This window comes from Pseudomonas sp. CC120222-01a, from assembly GCF_003097235.1.
Classification (GTDB): Bacteria; Pseudomonadota; Gammaproteobacteria; order Pseudomonadales; family Pseudomonadaceae; genus Aquipseudomonas.
On record NZ_QEQQ01000022.1, the window covers coordinates 1 to 22,223 of the forward strand.

The following is a 22,223-nucleotide window of genomic DNA, read 5'->3' on the forward strand; positions in this document are numbered from 1 at the left end:
GCCCATCATCAAGCACGCGGGAAGAAAACCACCCAAGCCTTGGTGATCCTTGCGCGTCGCTTGGCTCGGCTGGCCTTCGGCCTGATGAGGCATCAGGCCGACTGGAAGCCCGAGGTATATACCGGAGGTGCTAAGCCGGCCAACTGAGGCCGGGGCTGCTGCGCAGCCCAACCAAACTGACGGATAGCACCCAACGCCGAAGAGAAATTCTCTGGCGCACTGACTTGTGCCTGGAGATTGCTGAAAGAGGCCGAAGGCGGTTCAACTGAGAAATTGCCTTCGGCCATAGAATCTCCCACAGGGATTGCATCAACCTCCAGACCTGCGTGGTCCTTGTGGGAGCGGGTTTACCCGCGAAGAGGCCGGTTCAGGCAACAAAGCATTCATGATGGCAATCCGATAAGCGTCCATTGCACCCCACCCCCTGCCTCTGTAACAATCGCGAATAATTATCGTTAGTTAATGCATTCGTTCCGGGGGGACGCTGCGTGTCTTCTGCCCACAGCCCACACGCCGAACTGGTCGGCTCGCTGTACCGCGACCATCGCGGCTGGTTGCTCGCCTGGCTGCAACGCAGCATGGCCTGCCGCCAGCGTGCCGAAGACCTGAGCCAGGACACCTTCGTGCGCCTGCTCGGCCGCGAGCAGCTGGACACCCCGCGCGAGCCGCGCGCCTTCCTCGCCGCCGTGGCCAAGGGCCTGATGTTCGACCACTTCCGCCGCGCAGCGCTGGAGCAAGCCTACCTGGCCGAGCTGGCGCTGATCCCCGAAGCCGAACACCCGTCCCCAGAAACCCAGCACCTGATCCTCGAAGACCTCAAGGCCATCGACCGCCTGCTCGGCAAGCTGTCGAGCAAGGCCCGCGCTGCCTTCCTGCACAATCGCCTGGATGGCATGGGCCACGCCGAAATTGCCGAACGCCTGGGCGTTTCGGTGTCGCGCGTGCGCCAGTACATCGCCCAAGGCATGCGCCAGTGCTATGTGGCCCTGTACGGGGAACCGACGTGAACAACACACCGGTTTCGTCGCGGGTGCTGGAAGCCGCCATTGCCTGGAAAATGAGCCTGGACGATGACAGCGGCAGCCCTGACGAGCGCAACGAATTCATCCGCTGGCATGCCGCCAGCGAGGAACATGCCCGTGCCTGGCGCCAGCTCGGCGCCCTCGACCACCGCGTCAGTGTCGCTGCCGGCCCGGCTCGGCAGGCCCTGCTGCAATCGCGCGTCAGCCTGCGCCGCCGGATCGGCAAGGCCGGCAGCGGGCTGGCCGGCCTGTTGCTGCTTGGCGCTCTACTGGCCGGGGTCGGCACACCGTCACTGGCCCCCAGTTACTGGCTCGCGGATCAACGCACCGCTACCGGTGAACTGCGTACCCTGCGCCTGGCCGATGGCACGCTGTTGAGCCTCAATACCCACACCGCGGTGGATATCGACTACGACGGCGACCAACGTGTGCTGGTGCTGCATCAGGGCGAAATCTCGGTGGAAACCGGCCACGACGATCCACGCCCGTTGCTGGTGCGTACCGACGATGGCCGCCTGCGCCCGCTGGGCACGCGCTTCCTGGTGCGCCGCGAAGACAACGGCACGCGCCTGGAAGTGCTGCAGTCGTCGGTCGCCGCCATGCCGCACAACAGCGGCGACGAACAGGTCCTGCACGAAGGCCAGCAAGTGCTGATGAACAGCAACGGCCTGGGCCAGATAGGCCCGGTGCCAGTCGGGGCGGATGCCTGGACCCGCGGCATGCTGGTGGTCGACAACGTACGCCTGGCCGACCTGCTGAAACAGCTGGGCCACTACCGCAACGGCCATCTGGGCGTGGCCGAAGAAGTGGCCGACCTGCGCGTGACCGGCAGCTTCCCGCTGACCGACACCGACCTGGCACTGGCTTCGCTGGTGCCGGCGCTGCCGGTGAAGATCGAGCGGCATACGCCGTGGTGGGTGACCGTAGTCCCCAAATGAACCTGAAACCGCCTATTCGCCTGTAGGAGCGGCCTTGTGTCGCGAAAGGGGCGCGAAGCGGCCCCCGGATATCAGCCAATTGCTGACATTGCCGGGGCTCCTTCGCAGCCCTTTCGCGACACAAGGCCGCTCCTACAAGCGATGAATCCGCACAGGCAAAAGCCAGATTCAAATAATTCTCACTTTTTTTCCGATTCCCCCTGTCACTTCTGGAATCTCGCTCGGCAAGGAAGCAGTTAGCACTTATCCGTCGAGGAACCGCTGCATGTCCCGTGCCGTTGATCGTATCCTGCGTCCCAGCCTGATGGCCCTGGCCATCGCCATGGCCGCGCCATTGTCCAGCACCGCCCTGTTCGCCGCCGAGCAGTCCGCGCCGCGCGCCTACAACCTGCCCGCCGCACCGCTGGCCAGCACCCTGAACCAGATCGCCAGCCAGTCGGGCATCGCCCTGGCCATCGACCCGGCGCTGGTCAGCGGCCGTACCTCGGCCCCGGTCAATGGCCAGTACAATGGCCTCGGCGCCTTGCAGGCAGCCCTTCAGGGCACCGGGCTGCAACTGCAGCAGAGCAGCGTTGGCAGCTACAGCCTGGTCGCCGTACCGGATGGCGCCCTGGCCCTGCCGGAAACCACGGTGAATGCCGCCAGCGCTTCCGAAAGCGCCTGGGGCCCGGTCGACGGCTACCTGGCCAAGCGCACCGCCGCCGGCACCAAGACCGACACCGCGCTGGTCGAAGTCCCGCGCTCGATCTCCGTGGCCACCCGTCAGCAGATGAGCGACCGCGGCGTGCACAGCCTGGACGACGCCGTGAAATACATGCCGGGTATCGTCTCCGCCAGCTTCGGCAGCGACACCCGCTACGACTGGATGCGCGTGCGTGGTTTCGAGCCGACCCAGTTCCTCGACGGCCTGCCGCTGCCACGGGGCGTGTATGCCAACCCGAAAGCCGAAACCTGGAACCTCGACCGTCTGGCCTTACTGCGCGGCCCGGCCTCCTCTATCTACGGCCAGACACCGCCTGGCGGGTTGCTGGACATGGTCAGCCGCCGCCCTCAGGCCGAAAGCGCCCACGAGATCGAACTGCAGTACGGCAGCGACAACCACCGCCAGATCAACTTCGCCAGCACTGGCAAGATTGATGACGAAGGGCGATTCCTTTACGGGGTCAGCGGCGTGATCCGCGATGGCGGCACGCAGATCGACCATATCGACGACAAGCGCTACAACATCGCCCCGAGCCTGACCTGGAACATCGACGACGACACCTCGCTGACCCTGCTGACCCAGTTCACCCGCGACGATACCGGCGTCACCAGCCAGTTCCGACCAATCCAGGGCACCAAGATCGACATGCCGTTCGGCAAGATCTCCCACCACAAGAATCTGGGCGACCCGGACTATGAGTTCTACGATCGTACCTACTACGCGCTGGGCTATGCCTTCGAGCATCGCATCAACGAAGTCTGGCAGTTCCGCCAGAACCTTCGCTACACCAAGTCGGACCTGTCGTTCCAGACTATCACCGTAAACAGCTACTTCCCCGAGTTCGGCATGGTAGTGGATAACGACGGCAATGTTGGCCGGAGCACTACAAACGTTGATGAGGACATCAGCCAATTCGCCGTCGACAACAATTTCGAGGGCAACTTCAATACCGGCGATATTAGCCACACCCTGCTGATCGGCCTGGACCACCAGCGTACCAACAACAACTTCCTGACGATCTACGGCACTGCACCCAGCATCAACGTGAACAATCCCGTTTACGGCTTGCCGATCACTCGACCAGATCGCTCCGATGCCTACTACGACTACGACCAGAAAACCCGCCAGACAGGCGTCTATATTCAGGACCAGATGGCGCTCGGGAACTGGCGTCTGACCTTGGGTGGCCGTGAGGATTGGGTACATACCAGCACCAAATTCTTCAATAAGGGTGACGCCACCAACACACAACGCGACAGCAACTTTAGCGGTAACGCAGCAATCAGTTACGTCTTCGATTCCGGCTTCGTTCCCTATCTGTCTTATGCCGAGTCTTTTCAACCGGCCAGCAAGGCAGACGTGAACCCGACCAGCTCGTTCAAACCAACCGAAGGCAAGCAGTGGGAACTGGGTATCAAGTACCAGCCACCGGGCTCCAACACTTTGCTGTCGGCTGCTGTGTATGACCTTACTCAGAAGAACGTACTGGTCACCAATAACGACGGCAACACTAGTGTCACCAGTCAGACCGGCGAAGTGAAAGTCCACGGCCTGGAGCTGGAAGCGGTTTCCGACGTCACCGAAAACCTCAAGCTGACGGCCGCCTACACCCTGGCCAAGTCGGAAGTGCAGGACGGCGAATTCAAAGGTAACCGTCTTCAACTGATGCCCAACCAGCAAGCGTCGCTGTGGGCCGACTACACCTGGCACAGCGGCGTGCTCGACGGCTTCGGCATCGGTGGTGGTGCGCGCTACACCGGCAACACCTACGGCGATCAGGCCAACACTTACCTGGGCAAGGCCAATGCCTACACCGTGTTCGACGCCTCGGTGCATTACGACCTCGGTCGCCTGAGCACCAGCCTCAAGGGCGCGTCGGTGGCGGTCAATGCCACCAACCTGTTCAACAAGGACTACATCTCCACCTGCGATAGCTACTACTGCTACTACGGCGATGAGCGCAGCGTTGTCGCCAGTGCTTCCTATAAGTTCTGAGTGAGCTGGGGGCTGCTGCGCAGCCCCCACGTTCCAACAGACAAAAGTCGGTACCGTGATGAAAAGCCCAACCATCCGCCGCTGGTCCGTGGTCCACACCTGGAGCAGCCTGGTCTGCACCCTGTTCCTGCTGTTGCTGGCGCTCACCGGCCTGCCGCTGATCTTCCACCACGAACTCGAACACCTGCTCGGCGATGCCGCAGAGCTGCGCGAGATGCCCGCCGGCACCCCGCACCTGGACCTGCAACAGCTGGTACTGAAAGCTGAGCAGCACCGCCCCGGCGAGGTGGTGCAGTATTTCGGATTCGACAAGGACGAACCCAACGGTGTGCTCGCCATCACCGCTGCCACCGCCGGCACCGAACCCAATTCGTCCCATACCTTCATGCTCGACGCCCGCAGCGGCGAAGCCGTGGCCATGCCGGCCGCCAATGGCGGTTTCATGATGCTCATGCTGCGCCTGCACGTAGACATGTTCGCCGGCCTGCCCGGCAAGTTGTTGCTGGCGTTCATGGGCATACTGTTCGTCGTTGCGATCATCTCCGGCACCGTGCTGTATGCGCCGTTCATGCGCCGCCTGGCGTTCGCCACCGTGCGCCCCGACAAATCCACCCGGCTGCGCTGGCTCGACCTGCACAACCTGATCGGCATCGTCACCCTGGCCTGGGCGCTGACCGTCGGCGTCACTGGGGTGATCAGCGCCCTCTCCGACCTCGTCATTGCCGCCTGGCGCCACGACAGCCTCGCCGCCATGGTCGCCCCTTATCGTGATGCCCCGGCACTGACCGAGCGCGCCCCCGCCACGCGACTGCTGGAAATCGCCGAACACGCCGCGCCCGGCATGCGCCCGGATTTCATCGCCTTCCCTGGCACGCGCTTCTCCAGCGAACACCATTACGCCGTGTTCATGAACGGCGCCACGCACCTGACCTCGCACCTGCTGACGCCCGTACTGATCGACGCGCAGACACTCGACGTGACAGCCGTTGGCGAGCGCCCCTGGTACATGGACGCCATGGGCCTGTCGCAACCGCTGCACTTCGGTGACTATGGCGGGCGACCGATGCAGGTCCTGTGGGCAATTCTCGATGTGCTGACGATCATCGTGCTGGCAAGCGGCCTGTACCTGTGGTGGGGCAAGCGCAGCAAGCGCCGGGAGGCACGACCATGAGCCACACGTCGCAGACCACCTCGCGCATCTTTGCCTGGCCAGCGCTGATTGCCGCCCTCGGTGCGCTGGGCCTGTTCGCCGCCTTGCTTGGCGACGGCTGGTGGGACGGGCTGTCCTGGCTCGGTCTTGGCCTGCCCGCCTGGCTTTCCATCCGTGGCCTTTGGCGCGCCAACGGTAGCTGACTAACACGGCCCGCCCATCACGTCCGCGCATCATGGTCTGCCTCGTTCAAGGAGACGAAGCATGACCATACAGCCATTGTTCCAAGTGCTGGACGCCCAGTTGGAGGCCTTGCTGCCACCGCTGCAAGGCATCGAACATGCCCTCGATCAACACCTCGCCGGGCTCTTTCCAGGGCTCGCCATCAGCGCCCGTACATTAATGTTCGAAGGCCATTCACTGTTTCAGCTGGTGGGCTTTCATCTGTTCGATGGCGGCGCGTTCCGCGTACCCACAGGCAGTCGGCCACGACATGCCGATTATCCGGTCATAAGCCTGCCGCTGGATTTCAACAAGAGCCTCCACAGCTTCTGCCATGACCTGCGCCAAGCCCTGCACGCGCGCCTGGCCAACTACTGGATGGAGCGTGGTGGCAATGGTTTGAGCCGCCTGGTTCGGCTGGCTTCGCACTTGCGCGACCGGTTCGAGGCAGAAATCCGCTTGCGCATGACCGACCAGACCCTTTCCCCCCAACACGCACAGTTGCTCAGGACCTGCATACAGATGCCTTACCCCTGGCAACGACGGCAATTGCCTGCGGACATGCGCCCGCAAATCTATCGAATCCTGCTGAGCAGCACTGCCCCCAACTGGCGTGGTTATCTGCCAGGTTTTCTGGTGCTCACCGAGCAGAGCCTGGAGGGGGGCTTGCTGGAGCCTCACGAGAGTGTTGGCCGAGCGATGCTGTGCAGCATCGCCCACGGCATCGAGGCCTTCGACAGCCTGACGGCCCTTCATCAGGAAGTCTGCGAGCGCCTGGAAGACCCCCAGCAAAGCGAGCACCTGGTCAAGCTGATGATCGACCCTGCCGAACAACACAGTGCCCGCCAAGCCGAACGCTTGCGCTATGACTGGTACACCGACGATCTGGCCGACTACTTCGCTTACGCTACCCGTGACGCGCAGATCAAGCAGCTCAGCCACGCCTGGCAGACCGCCTGGAATCGCGGGCAGCAGCGTGACATCGGGCTGTTCGACCAGGCATTGGCCAAGGCCCTGGACTGGCGAGGCGCCGTCAGCAGCAAGGGACCGATGGCCAACCGCTACGGCCAGTTGCTGGAAAAACACTTGCCCAACTGGCTACGCAAGACCTCGGCGCAAGGTGTCGCGCACATCATGCAGGCCATGCAAGAACAGATAGCCGCCATCGAAGGCGCCAGCGGCCCAGGCATCCTGACACTCGATCAATTCACGCAACGGCACAGCTTGCTGCATTGGGTCAACGAGCGCCTGAGCGAGTACTTGCAACGTGACCCAGGCCTGGATATCGATCCCAGGGATATTTCCGTCAGCGTCACTCTGGCGCGCCAGAAAGGCCCGTTCATCCAACCTCAACCCACTGGCATTACCAGCAGCTACATCCCGGTCGCGAGCCGCCCGCAGGTGGGCGACACCGTCGAACTGGTGCAACACACCTACCGCCTTGAAGAACTGGCATTGCTGAATATTGCCTGGTTCGACGTGGATTACTGGCTGACGGCGCGCGTACATGTGTATGGCGACCAACCTCTGCCCGCGCTCACGCCTGCGCGAGTAAAAGACATCGTACGACGACTCAACGCGGGCAGCGGCTACCAAGCCTACCTGCGCACCCAACTGCTCGATTCAGCGCAAGGCCGCTGGCGAGAAAAAGCCCATGGACAGCTCATGCGCACACGCATGAATGCCGAAGCGGTCAAGGCGCGCTACGCCGGCCATTTCCTCGAGGACGCCAGCGAGCAGGGCTATGGATGGGCCCACACGGTCATCCACTCAGCCGACAGCCAGAGCCGACCACCGTTCGCAGGGCACGCGGTGCACGCACAGCAGTTGCTCATCAATGAAGACACCCTGCAAGGCGTGGTGCTGCTGGTCTCACCGCAGGCGTCCCGACGCATCGTGGTGTACTGCCCGGACGTCCCGGACCGCCTCTACTGGCGCGAGTACAGCGGTACCCGCGCGCTGATCAAGGCGGTGCGCGGCGACCTCCACCTGCAGGCCTACCTGCTCCAGCGCTTGCCGACGGCTACCGGACGCTTACTGGAAAAGCGTCTACGCAAAGGCGGGCTCGGAAGTACCGTGAAGGCTCAGACGATAACCGGTGAGCTGTGGCCAGCGCTGTACCGTGCAGAGGTCAACGGCCTGATGAGCGAAACGGATACGTCCACGCGCAGCAACCAGGAGCTGCTCGGCGAATTTTCGGTCAACGTCCTCAGGCTCGTGCTGGATATCGTCAGCCTGGTATTGCCGCAGCGCGCAATGATTGCCCTGGCATTTGGCCGCATGTCGATATCGATATGGGATGGTTTCGAGGCCTTTGAACAGGGTGATCATGAGGGCGCCCTTCACCATGCCATCGCTGCCCTCGGCCACGGCACCGCAGGGCTCAACGAAATGGCGGGGTCGGGCCTCATGCGCCGGGCCCTGCGCGGGCTGCCCAAACCGCCTCCGGTGCCGCTGCCCAGGCATTACGAGGCCGTCCCTGAGCGGGCCCGGCTCCGCTACCGGATCGATACCCTGCATGGCGAGGCGGTCTATGAGCTGCCCTCGGCCAAGCCGGGGCTGAGCCAGTACTATGTGCAAGACGACCAGGGGGTTCTGTTCAATGTCAGCTATGACGGCCGGCGCTGGCGAGCCACCGACCCGGACCAGCCCTTTGCCTTTCTGAAACTGCCGATCAAACGCAAGCAAGACGGCAACTGGACAGTGGACTCGCCCGTGCTCTGGTATGACGGGTTACCCGACCTTGCCAGACTGCTGGAGCAATGCAGCCTGATCCCAGCACGGCAAGGCAGCGCGATCGAAAATCAACCAGGCCTGTTCGCCGCAGGCAGCCTGTTGTATCTGCAGCTGGGTAGCCACCAGCTTCCCGTTCGCCAGCATCTGCTCGCCGGCCATTACCATCTGCTGCTGCCTGACACCCTCAGCGGCGCCGTCCCAGCTTCGGCGGTCTTGCAGCAGCAAGGTGGTACATGGCGCATTCGTGTACGCCAGTCCGGCCGCAGCAGCGACTGGCTGGCACTGCCCGCGGCCTACTCGGACAGCCGAGGCAGCAGTCGATCCAGGCGCTGATGCAAGGCACTGCTGCTCGGCCAGTTGCGCAGCAGCCGCGCCCGGTCACGGGCATAGGCCGGGGCGAAGCTGAGCTGAGTGGCATGCTGGCACATGGCGTCGAGGTCGATCAGCGACCATTGACCCTTGTCCCAGAACAGGTTGTGTCCCTTGAAGTCGCCATGGCTGATGCGCTCGCGGATCAGTTGCTGCATCACATGCACCAGCGCATCGACCTGCTCTTCCGGCGCCTCGCCGTTGTCCACGTAGGGCGCAAAGCACTCAGTCAGATCCGGGCCATCGACGTACTCGGTAACCAGGTAGGCGCGGCTGCGCAGGCCCATCACCCGTTGCTCAAGTACCGCCAACGGGCGGGGCGTGGCGATGTCGAGAAACTCCAGGCGGTGCCCTTCGATCCACGAATGCCAGGCGCGGCTCGGGCGCCAGAAGCGCTTGAACCAGTGCGCGGTGTTCTTGATGTTGTAGCGCTTGAGCACCAGCTTGCGACCGTTCACCTCGATGCGCGCCACACTGGCCGCACCACCGGTCTTGTACAGGTGGCCCTGGTCGATCAGCGCGTCGGCTTGCTCCAGCACCGGCAGCATGGCGTCCACCTCCTTGCGGCGGATAGCCCGCAAGCCCGAAAGGCTGCGTTCGACGCTGAACAGGCTGCACTCGCGACCGGCCTTTTCCAGGTAGTCCTTCTGCCGCCAGCTGCGCACCTTGTCCACCTGCTTCTGCAGCGCTTCCATCGGCAGCGCATGCTCGGCGTTGGCCAGCAGGTAGTGCACCAGCAACTCTTCGATGAACGGCTCCAGGCGCTTGGGCAACTGGGCGAAGAACACCCCGAGGTTTTCCAGCACGCGTGGGCGCGACAGCTGCTGGCCGGGCGTCTCGGCCTTGATGCCGGCGCCGTCGATCAGGTACAGCTTGCCGCCGTGGCGCAGCAGGTTGTCCAGGTGCAGGTCTTCCTGCCACAGGCCTTGGGCATGCATCTGGGCCACGGCCGTGAGGGCTTCGCCCAGCACCAGGTGTTGCTCGTCAGCCAGCACCTGCAGGTTTTCCACCGCAGCCCAGGCATCGGCCAGGCTTTCGGCGCCATCGAGGAATTCGAACAGCAGCCAGCCGCCCTCGCCTTCCTTGAGGCCGTCGGCCAGCAGTTGCGGTGTGGTCAGGCCCTCTTTGGCCAGCAGCTTCACGCCATCCAGTTCGCGCTGGAAATGCCGTGCGGCATTGCTGCCGACCAGCAATTTGGCCAGCACTGGAGTGCCGCGCCAGATGCCGGCGCCAACATAGCGCTGGCCAGGCAACACCCGCAGCAGGCTGAGCAGTTGCAGGTCAGCCGTGCCAGCGGCATCAGCCAGGGTGATGCTCAAGGGCAGCGTCGGGCTGCGCCCGGCGTCTTTGAGTTCGGACAAACGCATCAGCGGGCCTCTTTTTCACGACGGCGTTGCGTCAGGCGTTGCAGCCAGGTGCCGACCAGGGTGCTGTCGGCAGGCTGCTGCAGGTAGGCGGCGAGCAACTGGCGCACGTCCGCCTCGCTCCAGGCTCCGGCACGGCGCAGCAACGGCTCCAGATCACGCAGGCGGTCGCGCATGCCGAACAGCAGCGGCCGGGTCTTTTCCAGGTCGATCAGCTGCGCCTCCCAGCCTTCGCGGCGTTGGCGCAGGAAGATGTGCTTGGGATAGAAACAACCGTGCACCTGGCCGGCACCGTGCAGGGTGCGCGCCAGTTGGCCACAGGCCTTGAGGATGCCCACCCGGGCGTCATCGGCAAGCTGTGGCCACTGGGCCAGCAGGCCTTCCAGGTCGCTCCACTCGTCCAGCGCACGGGTCATCAGGATCGCCCGGTGCTGGCCGTTCTGCTTGCGCTCGCCGTAGAACACGGCCTGCAAGGCCGGGATGCGCAGTTTCTGGTAGCGGCTGATATTGCGGAATTCGCGGGCGAAGGTCGGCTCGCCAAACGGCCGGTGCAGGGTGCGGGTCAGGTAATCGCTCTGGCGCTTGAGGTAATAGCCTTTGCCTTCAAGCTCCAGGCGGAAGACGCTGCTCCAGCCGCCACGCCCGGTGTTGGGTTCGTCCACGGCGTCGAGCTGCAGCGCCCACAGCGCTTCGAAGTCGTTCAAGCCATGGCGTTTGAGCAGCGCGAGGTCCGCGCTGGCCAGGTAATCGGTCATTCCCTTCCCTCGAAGAAGCTCAGCACCTGGCGAATGCGCCGCTTGTCGCGCACATTCAGGCGCTGACGCCCACGGTACTGCAGGTAGAAGCGCAGGCGCTGGGTCGCCGTCAGGTGATATTTGGCCACCTTGTCCAGGCAGGCCAGGTCCTTGATCATCCGGTGGCGCCACATGAAGCCGCGCCAGAAGTCGCCGGTCGGGCAGTCGATGAAGAACAGCGTGCCCAGGTCGTCGACCAGCAGGTTGCGCCATTTCAGGTCGTTGTGGGCGAAACGGTGTTCGTGCATCACCCGGGTGTGGCGCGCCAGCTGACGGCTCAGCTTGTCGACCCAGACCCGGTCGGCCAGGCGTGGGTCGTTGCGCTCGGCCAAGGCCGAGAGGTCTTCGGTGTGCGGCAGCTCACGGGTGATCATCGCGCCACGGCCAAAGGCCAGGCCTTTGCGTTCCAGGCCCCAGGCCACCACTTCGGCCGTGGGAATCTCCCACTTGGCGAATTGCTTGAGGTTCTGCCATTCGGCCTTGATGCGTGGCCGGCCCAGGTAGCGGCGCATGTGCTTGCCCGCGCCGGTATAACGCTTGACGTAGTAGTTGACCCCGTCACGCTCGACGCGGATGACCTCGCTGAGCGGGTCACGCGTGAGGTGTTCGCCCTTCATGGCAAAGACCGCATCGAGGCTGCCGAAGTCCGACGCCAGATGTTCGTAGCCTGGCGCCAGTGTCCAACTCGCCATCAGAGTGCATCCCCATAGCGTTGCTTGCGATCGTAGAGTTTCTGCGCCTTGCGTTCGAGCCAGGCGAGCAGCGCGGCTTCCTCGGCCAGAATCTGCCGCAACGGTTGCTGGAAATAACCGCGCAGGAAACGCAGTTTGTCGCGCCGGGTCAGGCCGATGTCCAGCGCCGAGAAGTACAGCGCGGCCAGGTCCTTGTCACGCCAGCGGCGGCTGATTTTCGCCCGGGTCTGGGCGCGGTGCAGGTCGATGACCGACAGTTTGAAGTCTTCCGGCGTCACCGGGCGGTCGGTGTGCAGCAGGAAGTGGCAGATGTAGCAGTCGCGGTGGTTGACCCCGGCGCGGTGCATGCCGCCGGTCATCTTCGCCACTTCAGCGATCAGCGCACGCTTCAGACGCGGCTCGGGCGGGTTCTTGACCCAGTCGATGCTGAAGTCTTCCAGGCTGATGGTCGGCGCCAGCTCTTCGGTGACGATGAACGAATGCTGGCTGGCCGGGTTGCTGCCGCGCTCGCCATAGGCCACGGCGGTCATGGTCGGCACGCCCACTTCATGCAGGCGCTGGATGGCCTGCCATTCCTGGCCGGCACCGAGCACCGGCAGCTTGGCGGTGAGCAGGTTCTTGAAGATTTCACCCCAGCCGATGCCGCGGTGAATCTTCACGAAGAAACCTTCGCCATCGACCTCGGTACGCAGCGTGCGGCGGCCTTCCAGCTCGCGATAGACCTCACCTTGCAGCGCTTCCACGGCCTCGAAGGCATCGCGCCCGGCCCACAGGCGCTTGAAGGGTTCGGCCACTATCAGCTTCATGCGGTCTCCTGCCCCAGGATCACATCGGCAGCATGCTGCGGCATGCTGTACAGGTCGGCGCTGTCGGCGAAGGCCAGGCCATTGCGCGACCAGTCGGCGCGGGCCTGCCCGTCTTCCAGCATGCGTTGCAGGTAAGCATTGAGCTGCTCCTGTTCGAACGGCTCGTCCAGCACCAGGCCGCTGTCGGCCTCGGCGATGTAATGGGCATAACCGCAGACCTTGGACACCAGCACCGGCAGGCCGGCCACCAGGGCTTCGAGCAGCACCGTGCCGGTGTTCTCGTTGTACGCCGGGTGAATCAGCAGGTCGGCGCCCAGCAGGAAGCGCGGGATGTCGCTGCGACCCTTGAGGAACTGCACCTGTTCGCCCAGCCCCAGGGTGGCGCTCTGCAACTGGAACACCTTGGGGTCGTCCTGGCCGATAACCATCAGCCTGGTGCGCTTGCGCAGCGCCGACGGCAGCGCGGCCAAGGCTTTGAGGCTACGGTCGACACCCTTGGTCTTGAAGCCCGAACCGATCTGCACCAGCAGCAGGTCGTCATCACCCAGGTTGAATTCCTTGCGGAACTCGGCGCGGATCTCGGCGGCATTGGCCGGTGCGCGACGGTCCTGGGAAATGCCTGGCGGCAGCAGGTGGAAGCGCTCCACGGGGGTGCCGTAGTGCTTGATGAACAGCGGCTGCTGCACTTCGGAAATCATCAGGACTTCGGTGCGCGCGTCCTTGGCGAACACCGCGCGCTCGTACTCGGCAAAGTGCCGGTAGCGGCCCCAGCGGCGGTACAGGCCACCGCGCAGGGTCTGCGCCTTGTCCTCGAAACAACCGTCGGCGGCGTAGTACACGTCCAGCCCCGGCATCTTGTTGAAGCCGATCAGGCGGTCGACCGGGCGCTTGGCCAGGTCCGCTTCCATCCAGGCGCTGAGCTTCTCGTTGCGGCGGTGGTTGAAGATCGCCTTGACCGGCGCCACCAGCACCTCGAAGCCCGGCGGAATGTCACCCTCCCAGATCAGCGTGTACACGCGAATCTGGTGGCCCCGCTTCTGGCATTCCAGGGCAATGCGCATGAAGTCGCGCTGCAGCCCGCCGAAGGGGAAATATTTGTAAAGCACGAAAGCCAGTTGCATCAACGAACATCCTCAGCCAGCAGCAGCGCGCTCAGGCGGCTCGCTACATGCTCGGGATTCAGGCGAGTGAAGCACAGCGGCCACTCGCGTTTGATATCGAACCGGCGCAGGTCGTCGGCGCTCGGTTTGTAGGTGCATTTCTTTTGCAGGCACGGTGCGCACGGGAAATCGCTGGCCTGGTGAACCTGCACGCGGCCATAGGCACCGGTCAGGCCCGGGTTGGTCGGGCCGAACAGCGAAATGGTCGGCACGTCCAGCGCTGCGGCCAGGTGGCCGAGGCCGGTATCCACCGCCACACAGGCCTTGGCCGCCGCCAGCACGCGGGCGACGCCGGCAAGGTTCAATTTGGGGAGCACCTGGCAGTTGTTCAAGCCCTGGGCGATACGCTCGGCACGGGCCTTCTCGGCCGGGTTGCCCCACGGCAGGCGGACCTGCAGCTTGCGCCGGCCCATGCGCTCGGCCAGTTCGCGCCAGTAGGCTTCAGGCCAGTGCTTGGTCGCCCAGGTGGTGCCATGCAGGAACACCACATAGGGCGCAGCCGGCGGCAGCTGCAGGCGGTCAAGGTCGAGGCCGTAGTGGCCGATGCCTTCAGGCAGGTCGTAGGCCAGGGCCATGGCGAACAGCTGGCGCACCCGCTCCACGGCATGCTGGCCAACGGCGACCGACAGTGGCCGGTCATAGAAGCGGCTGGCCCAGCCTTCACGGGCCGAGTAGCGGTCCAGGCCGGCCACCGGTGCCTTGACGTAGCGGGTCAGCCAGGCCGACTTGACCAGGCCCTGGGCATCGATCACCAGGTCATACTTGCGCGCGCGAACGCGCTGCTTGAACGCCTTCCACTCGCCGCTCTTGATCGTCTGCCAGATGTTCTTGCGCCAGCGGCGGATCGCCACCGGGATGACCTGGTCGACCGCCGGGTGCCAGCTGGGGATCTCGGCGAAGCCTTCTTCCACCACCCAGTCGAAGCGGATGCCCGGGATGGCATGGGCGGCGTCGGTCAGCGCCGGCAGGGTGTGGATCACATCACCCAGCGACGAGGTCTTGATGATCAGTACCCGCACTTAGTCGACCTCGGCCACGGTATCGATCAGGTTCGGACCGCCCAGGCTGTGCAGGGCAGCGATGACTTTGCCAGGTTCGAGCAGGCGCAGGCAGTTGTAGTGGCCGAAGCGGCAGGTGCGGTCGAAGCACGGGCTGCACTCGATGCCGGTGCGCACCACTTCCACCTGTTCGGCCAGCGGCGGCGTGAAGCCTGGCGAAGTGGAACCGTACACCGCAACCAGCGGGCGGTTCAGCGCGGCGGCCACGTGCATCAGGCCGGAGTCGTTGGAGACCACGGCATCGGCGCAGGACATCAGGTCGATGGCCTCGGCCAGCGAGGTTTCGCCCGCCAGGTTGTACGACTCTTCACGGAAACCCGGAATCAGGCGGTCGCGAATCTGCTCGCCGACCGGGTGATCGTTCTTCGAGCCGAACAACCACACCTGCCAGCCCTGGCGGATCATCGCATCGGCCACGGCAGCGTAGTGCTCGCTCGGCCAGCGCTTGGCCTCGCCGAATTCGGCACCTGGGCATAGCGCCAGCACCGGGCGGTCCAGCGCCAGGCCGAACTTGGCCATGGCCGCTTCACGGCTCTGCGCTTCGATCTGCAGGCTCGGCCGCGGATACGGCTGCGGCAACTCGGCACCAGGCGCGTAGGCCAGGGCCATGAAGCGCTCGATCATCAGTGGGTAGCGGGCCTTGTCCAGCTTGCGCACATCGTTGAGCAAGCCGAAACGCATTTCGCCACGCCAGCCGGTGCGCTTGGGGATGCCGGCAAAGAACGGCACCAGCGCCGATTTCAGCGAGTTTGGCAGCAGGATGGCCTGGTCGTACTGGCCGGCCAGGGACTTGCCGATGCGCCGACGTGTGGCCAGCTCCAGCGCGCCGTGGCCGAGCGGGAAGCTCAAGGCCTGACGCACTTCGGGCATGCGTTCGAGGATCGGCCGGCTCCACTCGGGCGCCAGCACGTCGATCACGCAGTCAGGGTGCTGCTGTTTCAGGCACTGGAACAGGGTCTGCGCCATCACCATGTCGCCGACCCAGCTGGGGCCAATGATCAGTATTCTCATGCTTAGTCCAGAAACGCTCGGGGAGGCTACAGGCTGCATACAGCCTGGCCTCCCCTCTTTATATTCAGGCTATGTGGCGGACAGTGTACCACTGGAGCTGAGGCATGAGCCTTTGGGGCTGCTTTGCAGCCCTTTCGCGACGCAAGGCCGCTCCCACAAAGGCGCTGCATACGCCGGTCAAATGTGGGAGCGGCCTTGTGTCGCGAAAGGGCCGCAAAGCGGCCCCGGCGATCTCAAGTCAGTCCCAATTCGCCCCAGATCCGCCGCACTTCGCGGCGCTCATCGGCAAACTGCGCCGCATCGATCACCCCGGCCTGCTTCTGCAGGGCCTGGCGGTGCGACGCCGAGCGGAACGCCTTGTACACCTCACGCAACAGCACCGCGTCACTGGCCGGCATCAAACCTGCCTGCTCCAGCTCTTCCAGAATGCGGATGTTATCGGTCCATCGGAGTATGGCCGGGTGCTCGTGAGACCAGGCCAAAGCGGCGTATTGCACCATAAATTCGATATCGACGATACCGCCGGCATCCTGCTTGATATCGAACGGCACACCGGCCTCGAAGGCATTGGCCGCGGTACCGGCAAGCGTGGCCTTGGTACCGAGGTTGTCGCGCATCTTGGCGCGCATCTCGCTCACTTCGCTGCGCAACTTGCCCAGATCGCGGGCCTGGCCCAGGACCTTGGCGCGCACGCCCTCGAACGCCGTCGCCACCTGCTTGCAGCCCACCAGCACACGGGCACGCACCAGGGCCTGGTGCTCCCAGGTCCAGGCTTCGCTCTGCTGGTAACGCTCGAACGCCCCCAGCGAGCTGACCAGCAACCCCGCCGCACCGGACGGTCGCAGGCGCATGTCGACGTCGTACAGCTGGCCAGAGTTGGTCTGGGTGGTCAGCAGGTGGATGATGCGCTGGCCCAGGCGGGTGAAGAACTGCGCGCTATCGATCGGCTTGGCGCCGTCGGTTTCCGCTTGCGGGTCACCATCGTGAATGAACACCAGGTCCAGGTCCGAACCATGGCCCAGCTCCAGGCCACCGACCTTGCCATAGCCAATGATGATGAAGCCCGGGTCGCACAGGCTGCCGTCGCTGCGCTTGGGCTGGCCATGGCGGGCCACGGTCTGGCGCCAGGCCAAGGCCAGCACCTGGTCGAGAATGGCTTCGGCCAGCCAGGTCAGGTAGTCGCTGACTTTCATCAACGGCAGGTTGCCGCTGATTTCCGACGCGGCCACGCGCAGGCTGTGGGCCAGCTTGAAGTGGCGCAGCGCCTCCATCTGCTGTTCCAGGTCGTCTTCGGGGATTCTCGTCAGCCGCTCGCGCAGCTCGGCGGCCAGCTCCGGCGCCAGTGGCGGGCTGAACAGGCGGCCTTCGTTGAGCAGTTCATCGAGCAGCAACGGGTAGCGAGCGATCTGCTCGGCGATCCACGGGCTGGCTGCGCACAGGGTCAGCAAGCGCCGCAGGGCACCCGGATTTTCGGTGAGCAGCACCAGGTAGGCCGAACGCCGCGCCACGGCTTCGACCAGCGGCAGCACGCGCTCCAGCACCAGGTCCGGGTTGTCATGCTCCACAGCCTGGGCCAGCAGGCGTGGAATGAACGCATCCAGGCGCTCGCGGCCGATGCGCTGCATCGAGCGCAGCTGCGGGCTGGCGCGCAGTGCGGCCAGGCGGCGCAAGGCTTCGGTCGGCTGCTTGAAACCGGCCTCTTCCAGCTGGCGACCTGCGGCTTCTTCATCCTGGGCCTGCTCCCACAGCGGCGACCACTCGCCACCCACCACCAACTCGCCTTCGCCTTCGTCTTCATCGGGGTCGGCGATGACCTGGCGGAAGTGCCAGTCGACCCGGCCACGCCAATACATCAACTGATCGTGGAAGCTCTGCCAGTCGGCAAAGCCGAGGATAAAGGCAACACGCTCACGGTCGAGTTCGCTGTCCGGCAGCATCTGCGTCTGGCGGTCGGCGATGGCCTGGATGGCGTGCTCGGTGTAACGCAGGAATTCATAGCCTTCGCGCAGCTCTGCGACCACGGCGGGTGGCAGGTAACCCTGGCCTTCCAGGGTTGCCAGCACCTTGAGCAAGGGCCGCAGTTGCAGGCTCAGGTCACGACCGCCGTGGATCAGCTGGAAGGCCTGGGCGATGAACTCGACCTCGCGGATGCCGCCGGCACCGAGCTTGATATTGTCGGCCATGCCCTTGCGCCGCACTTCCTGCTGGATCAGCTGCTTCATGGTGCGCAGCGCTTCGATCGCGGAAAAGTCCAGATAACGCCGGTACACGAACGGCTTCAGCATTTCCTGCAGTTGCGCGCCGGCGGCCTGGTCACCAGCTACCACCCGCGCCTTGATCATCGCGTAGCGTTCCCAGTCGCGGCCCTGGTCCTGGTAGTACTGCTCCAGCGCATTGAAGCTGAGCACCAGCGCGCCGGCCGAGCCGTACGGGCGCAGGCGCATGTCGACGCGGAACACGAAGCCGTCGACGGTCACCGGGTCGAGCGCCTTGATCAGGCGCTGGCCCAGGCGGGTGAAGAACTCCTGGTTTTCCAGCGAGCGTTTGACGCCTTCTGTTTCGCCGCCTTCGGGGAAGGCGAAGATCAGGTCGATGTCCGATGACAGGTTCAGTTCCACTGCGCCCAGCTTGCCCATGCCCAGCACCACCATGTGCTGCGGCTGGCCGCTGCGGTTGCCGATCGGCGTGCCGAACTGCTGGCAATGGCGCGGGTACAACCACTGGTAGGCTTCGTCGATGGCCGCATCGGCGAGGTCCGACAGGTCGCGGCAGGTCTCGCCCAGTTCGGCCTGGCGGGTGATGTCGCGCCAGATGATCCGCAACTGCTGGCGGTTGCGCTCGCGGCGCAGGTTGCGCGCCAGCTCGTCCTCACTCTGTGCGGCCTGGGCCGCAGCGGCGATCTGCCCGCGCAGCTCGCCCGGGGCGTAGCGGCGGTCCAGCTCACCGCTGGCGATCAGGGCGAACAACATGGCCGGCTCGCGCTGGGCCACGCCAAGGACGAAGTCGCTGGCAGCGGCAACCTGATCGAACTGTTGCCGGTGCAACGGGGTCCAGGTGTTCAGGTCGAGGTCAGCGTGGCCTGCCACGGCATCGCTCAGGAACTGCTGGTTGCGGACGACCAGCGGTTGCAGGGAAGCAGGCAGTTCGAGCGGCAAAGGTAGGCGCATGGTCTATCCTTGATCGGCGTGAAATGAAGGGGAAAAAGCGGCCAAGAGGAAGCCGGACCTCGGTTGGACTGTCATACAAAAGTTGGAAATAGCTGAAAAAAACGAATCATTGGCAAGAAACATCAAGATTCACCTGTTCGCGACACACCGCCAACCAACATGAACGTTTTTCCTCACAAGCCAAGGTGCGACCAAACGTCGCATTTGTGTAGTTTTACTACTACCCATGGCGTGCAAAAGCATGAAATGCCGAAGCAAATGTAGTAAAACTACACGGCGCCGGGAGACACCCCGGTAATCCAAGAATTCACGACGTCTGCCCATAAGGCCAGTCGCAAACTCAGGCCCCCGATTCTGGTGGCCTTTCCGCCCTGGAGCAAGCCATGCAAGACCTCGATCCAATCGAAACCCAGGAATGGCTGGATGCCCTGGAGTCGGTCCTCGACAAAGAAGGCGAAGACCGCGCTCATTACCTGATGACCCGCATGGGCGAGCTGGCCACCCGCAGTGGCTCCCAGCTGCCGTACGCAATCACCACGCCATACCGCAACACCATCCCTGTCACCCACGAAGCACGCATGCCTGGCGACCTGTTCATGGAACGCCGCATTCGCTCGATGGTGCGTTGGAACGCGCTGGCCATGGTGATGCGCACCAACCTGAAGGATTCGGACCTGGGCGGCCACATCTCCAGCTTCGCTTCCAGTGCCACCCTGTACGACATCGGCTTCAACTACTTCTTCCAGGCTCCAACGGAAGAACACGGCGGCGACCTGGTCTTCTTCCAGGGCCACGCATCGCCAGGCGTTTACGCCCGTGCCTTCATGGAAGGCCGCATCAACGAAGAGCAGATGAACAACTTCCGTCAGGAAGTGGACGGCAACGGCCTGTCTTCGTACCCGCACCCATGGCTGATGCCTGACTTCTGGCAGTTCCCGACTGTTTCGATGGGTCTGGGCCCGATCCAGGCTATCTACCAGGCTCGCTTCATGAAGTACCTGGAAGCGCGCGGCTTCATCCCGGCCGGCAAGCAGAAGGTCTGGTGCTTCATGGGCGACGGCGAGTGCGACGAGCCGGAATCCCTGGGCGCAATCGCCCTGGCCGGCCGCGAGAAGCTGGACAACCTGATCTTCGTCATCAACTGCAACCTGCAGCGCCTCGACGGCCCGGTTCGCGGCAACGGCAAGATCATCCAGGAACTCGAAGGCGTGTTCCGTGGCGGTGGCTGGAACGTCAACAAGGTCGTCTGGGGCCGCTTCTGGGACCCACTGTTCGCCAAAGACACCAACGGTGCCCTGCAGCGCCGCATGGACGAAGTCATCGACGGCGAATACCAGAACTACAAAGCCAAAGACGGCGCGTACGTCCGTGAGAACTTCTTCAACACCCCAGAGCTCAAGGCCATGGTCGAAGACCTGTCCGATGACGAGATCTGGAAGCTCAACCGTGGCGGCCACGACCCGTACAAGGTCTACGCGGCGTACCACCAGGCTGTGAACCACAAGGATCAGCCAACCGTCATCCTGGCCAAGACCATCAAGGGTTACGGTACCGGTGCCGGCGAAGCCAAGAACACCGCGCACAACACCAAGAAGGTCGACGTCGACAGCCTGCGTCACTTCCGTGACCGCTTCGACATCCCGGTCAAGGATGCCGACCTGGAGAACCTGCCGTTCTTCAAGCCGGAAGAAGGTTCTGCCGAAGCCAAGTACCTGGCCGAGCGCCGCAATGCCCTGGGTGGCTTCGTGCCTCAGCGCCGCGCCAAGAGCTTCAGCGTGCCGACCCCGCCACTGGAAACGCTGAAAGCGATCCTGGACGGCTCGGGCGACCGCGAAATTTCCACCACCATGGCCTTCGTGCGCATCCTGGCGCAGCTGGTCAAGGACAAGGACATCGGCCAGCGCATCGTCCCGATCATCCCGGACGAAGCCCGTACCTTCGGTATGGAAGGCATGTTCCGCCAGCTGGGCATCTACTCGTCGGTCGGCCAGCTCTACGAGCCAGTCGATAAAGACCAGGTGATGTTCTACCGCGAAGACAAGAAGGGCCAGATCCTCGAGGAAGGCATCAACGAAGCCGGCGCCATGTCGTCGTTCATCGCTGCCGGTACTTCGTACAGCTGCCACAACCAGCCGATGCTGCCGTTCTACATCTTCTACTCGATGTTCGGCTTCCAGCGCATTGGCGACCTGGCCTGGGCCGCTGGCGACAGCCGCACCCGTGGCTTCCTGATCGGCGGTACCGCCGGCCGTACCACCCTCAACGGTGAAGGCCTGCAGCACGAAGACGGTCACAGCCACATGATGGCGGGCACCATCCCGAACTGCCGCACCTACGATCCAACCTACGGCTACGAGCTGGCGGTGATCATTCAGGACGGCATGAAGAAGATGACCGAAGAGCAACAGGACATCTTCTACTACATCACCGTGATGAACGAATCCTACCAGCAGCCAGCCATGCCGGCCGGTGTCGAGGAAGGCATCATCAAGGGCATGTACCTGCTCGAAGAAGACACCCGCGAAGCCGCGCACCACGTACAGCTGATGGGCTCCGGCACCATCCTGCGCGAAGTTCGCGAAGCGGCGAAGATCCTGCGTGAAGAGTTCAACGTCGGCGCCGACGTGTGGAGCGTCACCAGCTTCAACGAACTGCGTCGCGACGGCCTGGCCGTGGAACGCGCCAACCGCCTGAAGCCTGGCCAGAAGCCACAGCAGACCTACGTCGAGCAGTGCCTGAACGGTCGCAAAGGTCCGGTCATCGCCTCCACCGACTACATGAAGCTGTTCGCCGAGCAGATTCGCCAGTGGGTGCCGAGCAAAGAGTTCAAAGTCCTGGGTACCGACGGTTACGGTCGCAGCGACAGCCGCAAGAAGCTGCGTCACTTCTTCGAAGTCGACCGCCACTTCGTGGTGCTGGCTGCCCTGGAAGCCCTGGCTGACCGCGGCGAGATCGAACCCAAGGTTGTGGCTGACGCCATCGTCAAGTTCGGCATCGACCCGGACAAGCGCAACCCACTGGACTGCTGAGGAGTAT

At 63.9% G+C, this 22,223-nt stretch carries 15 protein-coding genes and 1 pseudogene; 8 read left to right on the top strand and 8 right to left on the bottom strand.

The genetic code is table 11. The annotated features are described in order from the left end of the window. The 7 genes and pseudogenes from N430_RS23015 to N430_RS23045 all read left to right on the top strand — a co-directional run. Positions 1-147 (top strand): annotated as a pseudogene (locus tag N430_RS23015) (IS110 family transposase); the annotation flags it as partial. A gap of 341 nt (positions 148-488) precedes the next feature. Next, positions 489-1,007: an RNA polymerase sigma factor gene (locus N430_RS23020; RefSeq protein ID WP_079226279.1), complete on the top strand. Its 519-nt coding sequence runs from the start codon at positions 489-491 to the stop codon at positions 1,005-1,007. Beyond that, the gene (locus N430_RS23025; RefSeq protein WP_110639218.1) at positions 1,004-1,960 is read left to right on the top strand and encodes a FecR domain-containing protein; all 957 of its coding nucleotides are present in this window, start codon (positions 1,004-1,006) and stop codon (positions 1,958-1,960) included. Before N430_RS23020 ends, N430_RS23025 begins: the two co-directional genes overlap by 4 nt. A gap of 265 nt (positions 1,961-2,225) precedes the next feature. Continuing rightward, positions 2,226-4,658, top strand: coding sequence for a TonB-dependent siderophore receptor (locus N430_RS23030; RefSeq protein WP_110639217.1), 2,433 nt, complete (start codon positions 2,226-2,228; stop codon positions 4,656-4,658). 58 nt (positions 4,659-4,716) lie between these two features. Next, positions 4,717-5,829, top strand: coding sequence for a PepSY domain-containing protein (locus N430_RS23035; RefSeq protein ID WP_110639216.1), 1,113 nt, complete (start codon positions 4,717-4,719; stop codon positions 5,827-5,829). Continuing rightward, positions 5,826-6,011 (top strand): hypothetical protein, encoded by a 186-nt coding sequence (locus N430_RS23040; protein WP_110639215.1) that lies wholly within the window; start codon positions 5,826-5,828, stop codon positions 6,009-6,011. The genes N430_RS23035 and N430_RS23040 overlap by 4 nt, the downstream gene beginning before the upstream one ends. Before the next feature lie 61 nt (positions 6,012-6,072). Then, positions 6,073-9,099, top strand: a complete 3,027-nt coding sequence (locus N430_RS23045) for a dermonecrotic toxin domain-containing protein (protein WP_110639214.1) — start codon at positions 6,073-6,075, stop codon at positions 9,097-9,099. On the opposite strand, the gene N430_RS23050 is transcribed toward N430_RS23045, so the two are convergent. The 8 genes from N430_RS23050 to glnE form a co-directional block, all read right to left on the bottom strand. After that, positions 9,060-10,502: a lipopolysaccharide kinase InaA family protein gene (locus N430_RS23050; RefSeq protein WP_110639213.1), complete on the bottom strand. Its 1,443-nt coding sequence runs from the start codon at positions 10,500-10,502 to the stop codon at positions 9,060-9,062. The two genes, N430_RS23045 and N430_RS23050, sit on opposite strands and share 40 nt — an antisense overlap. Beyond that, on the bottom strand, positions 10,502-11,254 hold the full coding sequence (locus tag N430_RS23055; protein WP_110639212.1) for a lipopolysaccharide kinase InaA family protein: 753 nt from the start codon (positions 11,252-11,254) through the stop codon (positions 10,502-10,504). The genes N430_RS23050 and N430_RS23055 overlap by 1 nt, the downstream gene beginning before the upstream one ends. Beyond that, the gene (locus N430_RS23060; RefSeq protein ID WP_110639211.1) at positions 11,251-11,985 is read right to left on the bottom strand and encodes a lipopolysaccharide kinase InaA family protein; all 735 of its coding nucleotides are present in this window, start codon (positions 11,983-11,985) and stop codon (positions 11,251-11,253) included. Before N430_RS23060 ends, N430_RS23055 begins: the two co-directional genes overlap by 4 nt. Then, positions 11,985-12,791: a lipopolysaccharide core heptose(I) kinase RfaP gene (gene rfaP / locus N430_RS23065; protein WP_110639210.1), complete on the bottom strand. Its 807-nt coding sequence runs from the start codon at positions 12,789-12,791 to the stop codon at positions 11,985-11,987. The genes N430_RS23060 and rfaP overlap by 1 nt, the downstream gene beginning before the upstream one ends. Then, a complete protein-coding gene (locus N430_RS23070; RefSeq protein ID WP_110639209.1) occupies positions 12,788-13,912 on the bottom strand; it encodes a glycosyltransferase family 4 protein in 1,125 nt (374 codons plus the stop codon). The genes rfaP and N430_RS23070 overlap by 4 nt, the downstream gene beginning before the upstream one ends. Next, positions 13,912-14,970 (bottom strand): lipopolysaccharide heptosyltransferase I, encoded by a 1,059-nt coding sequence (gene waaC, locus N430_RS23075; protein ID WP_110639208.1) that lies wholly within the window; start codon positions 14,968-14,970, stop codon positions 13,912-13,914. Before waaC ends, N430_RS23070 begins: the two co-directional genes overlap by 1 nt. Continuing rightward, complete coding sequence (gene waaF / locus N430_RS23080) at positions 14,971-16,020, bottom strand: lipopolysaccharide heptosyltransferase II (RefSeq protein WP_110639207.1); 1,050 nt, start codon at positions 16,018-16,020, stop codon at positions 14,971-14,973. A 233-nt stretch (positions 16,021-16,253) separates the two neighbouring features. Then, a complete protein-coding gene (glnE, locus tag N430_RS23085) occupies positions 16,254-19,187 on the bottom strand; it encodes a bifunctional [glutamate--ammonia ligase]-adenylyl-L-tyrosine phosphorylase/[glutamate--ammonia-ligase] adenylyltransferase (RefSeq protein ID WP_110639206.1) in 2,934 nt (977 codons plus the stop codon). A gap of 383 nt (positions 19,188-19,570) precedes the next feature. Between glnE and aceE the strand changes: the two genes are divergently transcribed. Next, positions 19,571-22,216 (top strand): pyruvate dehydrogenase (acetyl-transferring), homodimeric type, encoded by a 2,646-nt coding sequence (gene aceE / locus N430_RS23090; protein WP_110639205.1) that lies wholly within the window; start codon positions 19,571-19,573, stop codon positions 22,214-22,216. Positions 22,217-22,223 lie beyond the last annotated feature (7 nt).

Excerpts from the sequence above, each read along its gene's own strand:
- N430_RS23030 (WP_110639217.1), top strand. The coding sequence starts at position 2,226 with ATGTCCCGTGCCGTTGATCGTATCCTGCGTCCCAGCCTGATGGCCCTG.
- N430_RS23035 (WP_110639216.1), top strand. The coding sequence starts at position 4,717 with ATGAAAAGCCCAACCATCCGCCGCTGGTCCGTGGTCCACACCTGGAGC.
- N430_RS23040 (WP_110639215.1), top strand. The coding sequence starts at position 5,826 with ATGAGCCACACGTCGCAGACCACCTCGCGCATCTTTGCCTGGCCAGCG.
- N430_RS23045 (WP_110639214.1), top strand. The coding sequence starts at position 6,073 with ATGACCATACAGCCATTGTTCCAAGTGCTGGACGCCCAGTTGGAGGCC.
- N430_RS23050 (WP_110639213.1), bottom strand. The coding sequence starts at position 10,502 with ATGCGTTTGTCCGAACTCAAAGACGCCGGGCGCAGCCCGACGCTGCCC.
- N430_RS23055 (WP_110639212.1), bottom strand. The coding sequence starts at position 11,254 with ATGACCGATTACCTGGCCAGCGCGGACCTCGCGCTGCTCAAACGCCAT.
- N430_RS23060 (WP_110639211.1), bottom strand. The coding sequence starts at position 11,985 with ATGGCGAGTTGGACACTGGCGCCAGGCTACGAACATCTGGCGTCGGAC.
- rfaP (WP_110639210.1), bottom strand. The coding sequence starts at position 12,791 with ATGAAGCTGATAGTGGCCGAACCCTTCAAGCGCCTGTGGGCCGGGCGC.
- N430_RS23070 (WP_110639209.1), bottom strand. The coding sequence starts at position 13,912 with ATGCAACTGGCTTTCGTGCTTTACAAATATTTCCCCTTCGGCGGGCTG.
- waaF (WP_110639207.1), bottom strand. The coding sequence starts at position 16,020 with ATGAGAATACTGATCATTGGCCCCAGCTGGGTCGGCGACATGGTGATG.
- glnE (WP_110639206.1), bottom strand. The coding sequence starts at position 19,187 with ATGCGCCTACCTTTGCCGCTCGAACTGCCTGCTTCCCTGCAACCGCTG.
- aceE (WP_110639205.1), top strand. The coding sequence starts at position 19,571 with ATGCAAGACCTCGATCCAATCGAAACCCAGGAATGGCTGGATGCCCTG.